The organism is Candidatus Aminicenantes bacterium (genome assembly GCA_026393795.1).
Taxonomy (GTDB): Bacteria; Acidobacteriota; Aminicenantia; order UBA2199; family UBA2199; genus UBA2199.
On sequence record JAPKZL010000252.1, the window covers coordinates 1 to 9,252 of the forward strand.

Annotated in this window: 7 protein-coding genes; 4 read left to right on the plus strand and 3 right to left on the minus strand. The window is 57.9% G+C overall.

Annotation, left to right across the window (positions count from 1 at the left end; genetic code table 11):
* Positions 1 to 912 (plus strand): CIA30 family protein (locus tag NTW95_12610; protein MCX6558250.1); only part of this gene is annotated, 912 nt, incomplete at its 5' end.
* A gap of 43 nt (positions 913 to 955) precedes the next feature.
* On the opposite strand, the gene NTW95_12615 is transcribed toward NTW95_12610, so the two are convergent.
* The 3 genes from NTW95_12615 to galE form a co-directional block, all read right to left on the minus strand.
* Positions 956 to 1,258, minus strand: coding sequence for a GYD domain-containing protein (locus tag NTW95_12615; GenBank protein ID MCX6558251.1), 303 nt, complete (start codon positions 1,256 to 1,258; stop codon positions 956 to 958).
* Positions 1,259 to 1,416: 158 nt separating this feature from the next.
* Entirely contained in the window at positions 1,417 to 4,185 is a 2,769-nt protein-coding gene (locus NTW95_12620) for a hypothetical protein (GenBank protein ID MCX6558252.1), read from the minus strand.
* Positions 4,182 to 5,198 carry a UDP-glucose 4-epimerase GalE gene (gene galE, locus NTW95_12625; GenBank protein ID MCX6558253.1) on the minus strand — a complete coding sequence of 339 codons (1,017 nt, stop codon included), beginning with the start codon at positions 5,196 to 5,198 and terminating at the stop codon, positions 4,182 to 4,184. The genes NTW95_12620 and galE overlap by 4 nt, the downstream gene beginning before the upstream one ends.
* Before the next feature lie 183 nt (positions 5,199 to 5,381).
* On the opposite strand from galE, the gene NTW95_12630 reads away from it, so the two are divergent.
* The 3 genes from NTW95_12630 to NTW95_12640 all read left to right on the plus strand — a co-directional run.
* Entirely contained in the window at positions 5,382 to 6,698 is a 1,317-nt protein-coding gene (locus NTW95_12630; GenBank protein ID MCX6558254.1) for a cyclic 2,3-diphosphoglycerate synthase, read from the plus strand.
* Positions 6,699 to 6,772: 74 nt separating this feature from the next.
* On the plus strand, positions 6,773 to 7,765 hold the full coding sequence (arcC, locus tag NTW95_12635) for a carbamate kinase (GenBank protein ID MCX6558255.1): 993 nt from the start codon (positions 6,773 to 6,775) through the stop codon (positions 7,763 to 7,765).
* A 1-nt stretch (position 7,766) separates the two neighbouring features.
* Positions 7,767 to 9,252 (plus strand): hypothetical protein (locus tag NTW95_12640; protein ID MCX6558256.1); only part of this gene is annotated, 1,486 nt, incomplete at its 3' end.

The window sequence follows — 9,252 nt, forward strand, 5'->3', positions numbered from 1 at the left end:
GAGGAGAATTTCAAGCGGGCGCAACGGATCACCCGGCTGTTCAAACAAAGTAAACTATTGGTGCTGGCCGGGACCGACGCTCCCAATCCCGGCACGGCCTACGGGGCCAGCCTGCATCAGGAATTGGAACTCCTGGTGCAAAGCGGGTTTTCTCCGGCTGAGGCTTTGAAAGCGGCGACCGCGCTGCCGGCGAAAGTCTTCGGCCTTGCCGACCGCGGCCGCATCGCCAAGGGATTGCGGGCCGACCTGCTCCTGGTCGAAGGCAACCCTCTTGTCAATATCAAAGACACGCGCCGCATCGCTGGCATCTGGAAGGAGGGAGTCGAGCTGGACCGGACCAGTTACTGCGAAAAGATTGTCCAGGAAAAAAAAGTTGTTGCCAACCAGCCCAAGCCCATGCCGCCCGCTGGCTTGGGGACAGGGTTGATCAGTGATTTTGAGGAAGGCGCCCGCAGCAGCCGTTTCGGTTCCGGCTGGCAGCCTTCGACCGATTCGATCATGGGCGGCAAGTCCACAGTCGATCTAACAATTGCGGCAGGAGGTGCGAATAACAGCCGCTATTGCCTGGCATTGGCAGGCGAAGTGGTTGCCGGTGCCGCCTTTGCCTGGAGCGGTACCATTATGTTCCCAGCTGAAAAACCGTTCGCCGCGGTCGATCTGTCGGAGAAAAAAAGCATCGCGTTTTGGGCCAAAGGCGATGGCCAAACCTATCAAATCCTGTTTTATACAAAAAAAACAGGCTTTATCCCGATTGCCAAGTCTTTCACCTGCACGGCCGAGTGGCAGCCATTCACATTCGCTTTCAGCGCTTTTTCAAATTTCGACAGCGCCCAGGTCACGGCCATTGCGTTTACCGCCGGTCCCAAACCGGGCCGTTTCAGCTTGCAGCTCGACACTATCGAACTTCAATAATTTGTTGAAAAACCGGCATCGAGATCAAGCCGGGAAGTGATTCTCAGATCCCGATCTCCCTGGTGATCGTGATGAAGCGCTTCCACTCGATCGCCGGCCAGCTTTCGGCTTTCAGCGCCCCGTTGGCGCGGCTGATCAGCGACACCTTGGCCGCCGTTTCCTCGTTCCTGGCCTCGTAGATGTCCATGAAATCGTACGGCCCCAGCAGCGCGTAATGCGCCTGCCATTTGACGTCGGGGCACAGCTTGGCCACCTGCTTCTTCCAGGCCTTGCCGATGGCTTCGCGCCGCTTCAGGTCGGCCGAAATCTCCGGGGTCATCTTGGTCATCAATATAAAAGTTCCCATCTGCCACCTCCAGATATCTAGATTGTAAAACTTTAGCAATTTTAATCAAGATATTCTCAATCTACATTTAGGGTAGGCTTACGCGCCATTTGCCAAAAGGGCAGTTCACGAACCGCCCCTACACTCCGGTTTACCGTTTTTTCTACAAAACCTGTTGATTAAAAGCTGCGGCCCATGCGCAGATAGAACTGGTACTGCCTCTCCGGCCCGAAGCCGCAGGCCGCGCCCAGGCAAAAGTCATAGGCCGCGGCACCGCCGAAGGCCAGGCGCAGCACCGCCTCGGTCCCAACGGAGTAAGCAGTGGGGAATGCGCTGGATCCACTCCCAAGGCGACCCATGTCGAAGAACGTGCTTAGATAGACCCGGTCCAAGCTGACCGCCGGGAGGACCGCCTTTTCGATCTTGAACAGGGGCAAGCGGTATTCGAGGTTGAACAGCCAACCCCGGTCGCCCCATTGGTAGCCTGCCGGGAAGCCGCGCATCAGGTGGAATGGCTGGCTGCCGCCCAGGCCTGTTTCCGCTTCGCGGCCGCCCATGTCGTAGTAATGGTTGCTTGCGTCCCAGCTCCTGGCCATGGCCAGGCGCCAGGCCAGCACCCCGGGCCGGAAGAGGGGGATATATTGGCGCAGGTCGAGCTGGGCGCTGCGGCAGGTGAATTCATTGCCCAGGCCGGCGGGATGAACGGATCCTTGCCAGGTGACCAGGACCCCGTCCGCGGGAGAAATGGAATCGTAGTAGTCGCGGGAAGAATTGAATTCCAATCCCAGGCGCAAGCCGTTGAAGCTTCCGGTATAGGTGAATGTGTTCCACCCGTCGATGTGGCTGCGCCTCTCAAGGTGCACGTCGGCATATCCATATAATTGCGAGCGCCGGCGAATGCGCAAAGGCCACAACGAGGCAAGCTTCAGTTCCTGGGTACGCAAAGAATTCCGAGAGCCGCGGTAGTAGCCGACGCTGTCTTTGTAAGCAAATGTTAGAGTTGGGAACAAGCCATCATAAACGTATTGAAATAGGAGATTGGCTCGGTGGCTGGAAAAACCGTAGTATCCTTCGCTGCTGTAGCTGTGGATGCCCAGGGCATCCTGGCCGCTGGTCAGGGCGCCCGCTTGGATTTCGTCACCGCTTGTCCGCCAGGCGGGGGACCACCACTTGGGCAGCAGATCGCGCCAGAAGCGGTAGGGGCGGGAGGAAGCCGGAATCGGCCCGGGCTTTGTGTCGCGAGCTTCCTGAGCCACGGTCAGGCCCAGCGGAGAGAATGCAAGACCGTCAAGGCCGAGCCGCGAGAGCTCGATGCCGCGGCCGCTGAAACATGTAAAAAAAACCTCACGGCCGTCGTTGGAGAAAGTGAACTGCTGCAATGCCGACAGGCGCGGGTCGACGCAGGTGCGGCCGCCGTTCCCGTCCAGGGAGATCGAGGCCAGGCGCGACGTATCCTTTTCGACCAGGATAAAGAACAGCTGCCGGTCGCCCTGCCAACGGGGCTGGCTGAGGTTGGCCCCCGGAGCGGTGATGAACAGGCTCAATTCCCCTGAGGGCGAAAAGAGCCCGATGCCCCACGGCCCGCCCTCGGGCTTGACCGCGGCGGCGAGGAGACTTTGATTTGGCGACAGGCTTATTTGCGAGAGTCCGGCAAAGCCGCAAGAAAGTGTTCTTGACGTTTGCCGGCGGGTGTCGAAGTCGGCCAGGTAGTAGCGGCCGTCGCGACGCTGGATGCAGAAGATCTCGTCGGAATTTTCTTTCTTGGCTGGCTGGGAGAGTCGCCCGCCGCGCGACAGCCTCTTCAGCCGCCCCTTTTTCATGTCGTACTCGTATAGATCGGAAAAATCGCTGAAGGCATGGAAATAGTCGACGGCGGACAGGTATATTTTATTTTCTTTTTCAGAGAAGCTCAGACCATTGACCGCATCCATGGCGAACAGAACTTTCTCGCGGCCTCCCCATAGCTCCAGGATCTCCACCGCGCCCCGGCTCCGGTAGTCGCGGTGGTAATACGCCAGCCGGTCATTTCCCAGCAGGCAGGGATACTGGTGAAGAAAGCCGCTGGCGGTCAATGGTCGGGGAGCGGGCACTGTTGTGGCCGGTGAATGATCCCGGTATTCAGTCCAGAGTTTTCCCAGCGGCCCGCCGAATGTCCTCTTGAAGTCGCGGCTGCTGCCGAACAGGATCAACTGGTCGGCCACCCGCTCCAGGTATTTCCTGAGGCTGTCGACTCCGTATTTTTCGGCCAGGAATTCCATGAAGCCGGCGCCGAAAAGGTATTTGGACGTCGCTCCCGGCCAGGCGGCGGGCATGCCCGCGATGCGGCTCCAGCTCGGGAAAAGGCCGTCGCGCCGGGCCGCGTCGAGCATCATGCGGTAGGGGGAGTGATTCAGGCGGCCGTCGCCGGTGAGGCGTGACTCGCCTTCCACCGCCAGCCCCTCGATGACCCAGGGCGGCAATTGCGTAGCCGAGTAGAGGAGCGGCAGGTTGCCGAATATGCCATGCGCGATGCGGAATAGGTCCGACCCGGCGTTCAGGGTGAATACATGGGTCAGCTCGTGGGCCAGGACCAAGTCGAGCCAGCCTCGGCTTACGGCCAGCTCGGAATCGGGCGGCGACTCGGGAAGGTCGGCCTCGACGAGGTTGAAGGGGAAATAGGTGGCGAAGCCGTTGGGCTGGTCGGTGCTGTCGGACAGGACAAGGCGCACGCGGCCCAGGGGGCGGAACCTCCAGAAGGAGGCCAGCTTTTCGTTGAGACCTTCCGCCGCCGCCAGTGCGGCCTCGGCTTCGGCAGCGCGCTCGGCGGGAAATATAATAGTGAAAGAGCCGCGGGCGACCTCGCGCCAGCGCAGGCCGGGAGGGTACTTGGCGGCTCTTAAAGTTCCCGCCGAGGGGGTGACCAGCGCCAGGCAAGCGAGCCAGAGTGCGGCGAACAGTTTCTTTTTCATGGCTTGAGGGCCGCGGCCAGCTTTTTTTCCCAGTTCCAGGCGGTGCGGATGATCTCGTCCAGGTCCTGATAGCTGGGTTTCCAGCCGAGTTCGCCGCGGATCAGGCTGGAATCGGCGATCAATGCGGCCGGGTCGCCGGGCCGGCGGCCGGTCAACTCGACCCGGAAGTCGCTGACGGTCACCCTTTTGACCGCGGCGATGACTTCCAGCACCGAATAACCGCGGCCGTAGCCGCAATTGTATATCCGGTTCTGCTTGGCGGCTTTCAAGAAATCGAGAGCCAGCATGTGGGCGCTGGCCAGGTCGTCGACATGGATGTAGTCGCGAATGGCCGTGCCGTCGGGTGTGGCATAGTCGGTCCCGAATACCTTCAGGGCCGGGAACTGCCCCAGGGCGGTCTTCAGGGCCAGGGTCAGCAGGTGGGTGGGGCGAAGGTAGTTCTGCCCCAGCCGGCCTTGCGCATCGGCGCCGACGGCGTTGAAATAACGCAACGACGCGTAGCGGAATCCGGGGTTGGCGGCCGCCGCGTCGCGCAGCATCATTTCGCTGACAAGTTTCGAGCTTCCGTAGGGGTTGATCGGCAGCAAGGCGGCTTTCTCGTTAATCGGGACCCGTTCGGGCATGCCGTACACGGCGGCGGTCGAGGAAAAAATGAAATTTTCAATCCCGTTTTCCAGGCAGCACCTGAGCAGGCGCAGGCAGTTGACGGAATTGTTCTCGTAGTATTTCAGCGGCTGGGCGACCGATTCGTCGACCACGATGAAGGCGGCAAAATGCATGACGCTTTTGATCCGCTGGCGGCGGATGACCGAACCCAGGAGCTCGGTATCGGCGATATCGGCGCGGACGAGTTCCCCGCAGAGCACGGCTTCGGCCCTTCCCGAAGAGAGATTGTCAAAAACGACCGGATAGTAACCTTTTTCGCCGAGATCGCGCACCACGTGGCTGCCGATGTAGCCGGCCCCACCCGTAACCAGGATGGGTTCCCCAGAGGCGGTTTTTTTATCGTTCATGCATGCAGTATATGAAATTGGCCGTTTTGAGTCAAGCCTAGGAAAAAATGCCTTTTTTTCGTTAAAAATTCGTTAAAAAACCGGTAAAAACAAGCCAAAAATCATTGACATCGGCGCGGATATTGATTATACTTCTACTTCATTTCCCTGGCTTGAAAATAACTGAACAAACAGGAGGATTGGATGCGTAACGCCTTAATCATGGGTGCTGCTGGAAGAGATTTCCACAATTTTAACACTTTTTTCAGAAAAAACAAAGATGTAAGGGTGAAAGCCTTCACGGCCACGCAAATTCCCGATATCGCCGGCCGCAAGTATCCGAAAGAGCTGGCCGGCGAAATGTACCCTCAGGGCATTCCCATCTACCCCGAGAGCGAACTGCTGGACCTGATTAAAAAATTGGCCATTCAGGACGTCTATTTTTCCTATAGCGACGTCCGCCACACCTATCTCATGGACAAGGCATCGGAGGTTATGGCAGCGGGAGCCAATTTCATCCTGCTCGGACCCGCTGACACCATGATCGCCAGCCGCAAACCGGTGGTTTCGGTCTGCGCCGTGCGCACGGGTTGCGGAAAAAGCCAGACCACGCGCCGGGTCAGCCAAATCCTGATCAGCATGGGCTTCAAGGTGGCCGCCATCCGCCATCCCATGCCCTACGGCGACCTGGTGAAGCAGAAGGTGCAGAAATTCGTCACCAAGGCCGATCTAAAAAAGCATAACTGCACCATCGAGGAAATGGAGGAATACGAACCCCATATCGAGAACGGGGTCATCGTCTTCGCCGGGGTCGACTACGAAGCCATCCTGCGCGAGGCCGAAAAAGTCGCCGATATCATCCTCTGGGACGGCGGCAACAACGATTTCCCGTTCTACAAATCGGACCTGGAAATCGTCGTGGCCGACCCGCACCGGGCCGGACATGAGCGTGAATACTATCCGGGCGAGGTCAATTTTCGCCGGGCCGACGTGATCGTGATCAACAAGATCGATACGGCCGACCTGGAGAACATATTGGAAGTCAGGGAGAATATCCGCGAGCTGAATCCCAAGGCCATCGTCGTTGACGCCGCCTCCCCCCTGCAGGTCAAGGACAGCGAAAAAATCCGCGGCAAGCGGGTGTTGGTCATCGAGGACGGCCCGACTCTGACCCACGGTGAGATGCAGTACGGCGCCGGAGTCATGGCCGCCGAAAAATTCGGCGCCGGCGAACTGGTCGACCCCAGGGAATATGCCGTGGGAACGATAGCCGAAACTTTCAAAAAGTATCCCGATATCGGCGTTTTGCTGCCGGCCATGGGCTATGGCGCCAAGCAGATGAAAGACCTGGAAGCGACGATCAACAAGGTCGATTGCGACCTGATCATTATCGCCACCCCGATCGACCTGGGCCGGATCGTCAAGTTCAAGAAACCGACCGTGCGCGTCGGCTATGAACTCCAGGAGATCGGCCGGCCCAACCTGGAAGAAATTTTGAAGAAGAAATTCAGGAAAAAGTAGAGATAACACTGCCGGGAAATCGGGAGTCGCGTTGACGGGAGCCGCTGTCCGGATTATATTTGTAATGGAAGAGAATGAAAAATAAACTGGCTCTGATCGCTTTCGGAGGAAATGCCATGCTCGCGGCCGGCGAAAAAGGCACGGCCAGGGAACAGTACCGCAACGCCCAAAAAGCGGCGCAGTTGATGGTGGAGATCATCCGCAAAGGCTACGAGCTGATCATCGTTCACGGCAACGGCCCCCAGGTGGGCAATATCCTCCTGCAAATGGAAGCCGCTGCCACCACCATTCCCGCGTTGCCCCTGGATGTTTGCGACGCCATGACCGAGGGCAGCATGGGCTACATGCTGGAGCGGGCCATCCTGAACGAGTTGCGCAAGCGCTCCATCGACAAGGAAGTGTCGACGGTCCTGACCCAGGTGGTGGTCGACCGCGAGGACAAGGCTTTTCAAAAGCCTACGAAACCCATCGGTCCGTTCTACAACAGTTTCCGGGCCGGGCAGTTGAAAAAGGAAAACAAGTGGCAGATGGTCGAGGACGCGGGCCGCGGTTTCCGGCGCGTCGTACCCTCGCCCCTGCCCATCGATATCATCCCCAAGCGCGCTATCCGGGCCATGGTGGAAAAGGGTATCATCGTCATTGCCGCCGGCGGCGGCGGCATCCCGGTTTTTATCAATTCTTCCGGGCTGATCGAGGGAGTCGAGGCGGTCATCGATAAGGACCATGCGTCGGCGCTGATCGCCCGGGAAGCCAAGGCCGACCTGTTCATCATCCTCACCGGCGTCGACCGGGTGGTGGAAAATTTCGGCCGTCCCGACGCCAAGCCGATCGCCAGCATGGACGTGGAAAAAGCCCAGGAAATGCTCGCTCAGGGGCAGTTCCCGCCGGGATCCATGGGACCGAAAATAAAAGCGGCCATTGACTATATCCGCGGCGGCGGCGAGGAAGTGCTGATCACATCGGCCGAAAAACTGAAAGCCGCCCTGGCCGACCGTTCGGGAACGAAAATCGTCAGGGGGAGCCAGGTCGCTGGCCAAGTCGAAAATTTGTTCAGGGAGATGCACTAGCGTGGATAAGCAACTAGAAAACAGTCTGGATATCGGCAATGAAGATGTCGATTTCATCAAATCGGTTCTCAAGGGGAAATCCCAGCCGCTGGAGTTCGCCGACATCGTCTATCAGCTGGCCCTTTTCAAAACCCGGGACAACCGCAAGAGCAAGGTCAAGGTCTATAATCCCGACTGCGAATACGTTGCCGGCGATCTGATTTACAAGGAGTATCCGGGCCAGTTGCCGATCGGCAACAAAAAATATACGTCGGCGGAAGAGGGAATCATCCTCAAGGTCGAAGAGGTGCGCAGCCGCCCGGGCCGGGACGAGATCCGCCTCAGCTATGACGGGACGTCGGAATTCCGCAAGTACACCGAATACCTTAAGAAGCAGAAGATCGAGCTGCTGCTGCCGCACAAGGGGCAAAAAAACGGCAGGGAGTGCGAATATCTCACCATCGACCATGACCCGCGCCGCACCCAGTCGCCGCTGATCGAGCGCGATTTCGTCATATTGCGCAAGAAGCTGACCACGGTACTGAACAAGGAAAATTCCATCGCCTTCATCAACGACAAGATGATGCTGAAGGAAAACCTGAAGGAACTGGCGCCGGAAATATTCGTTGCCATCACGGATTTTCTGAAGACCCGGCAGGCTTCGGAAAGCACCGAGTTTTTCGTCGAGAATTTCGTCAAGGTGGCGCCGACCGATCCCGCCTTCGCGGCAACGTGCTTCGCCCTGAACTACATCATGACCACCCAGTACAAGATCGACCTGCAGCAAACCAGCGCGCGCGGCTGGGGGAAATGGCACCTGCTTTCCGTGCTCTATCATCTCAAGAAGAACGCCCTGATCGGCGAGACGAATCCCTTTTTGAGCCGCCTCAGTTTTGAGAACAAGAAGAACCTGCTGCAGCGCAGGAAAAAACTCGAGGAATCGATCTTCAGCGAGGGCGAAACCAGGTATTTCCTCACCCAGAGGGAGATCGCGTCCGGGGCGGTCCGCCTAAAAAACTACCTGTACCGTTTCGGTTCGGACATCGAGATCGAGGCCCTGGATACCTTCACCCACAAGAAGCACACGCTGTATTACTACCAGGATGAGAACCTGCTGCTGGGATTTGAGCGGATTTTCGAGAGCTACAAGGCGTTGCAGGGGACGACCATGGTCTTTGAGCAGCCGGCGGCGGATGAGTTTCAATTTACCATAAAAACCACCAAGAAAGGCGTCATCACCGACAAGATCGTCTACGACGCCGGCAAGAAACTGTTCCAGGTGAGCAGTGACAAGATCGCCTCGCTGGTTTGCGTCAACAAGTCCATTTTCCTGGAAGCCGAGATTTTTCACATCCTGGCCGAGCGCATGGAGGAATTCCGCAAGATCGAAACCTACAACAAATTGTTCCATAAAATATTCCTGGAATTCGGCGGCCGGGAAAAAAATTACGAAATCCATATCCTGCGGCTTTACCATATTCTGGACCTGATCGCCCCGGTGGACCTCA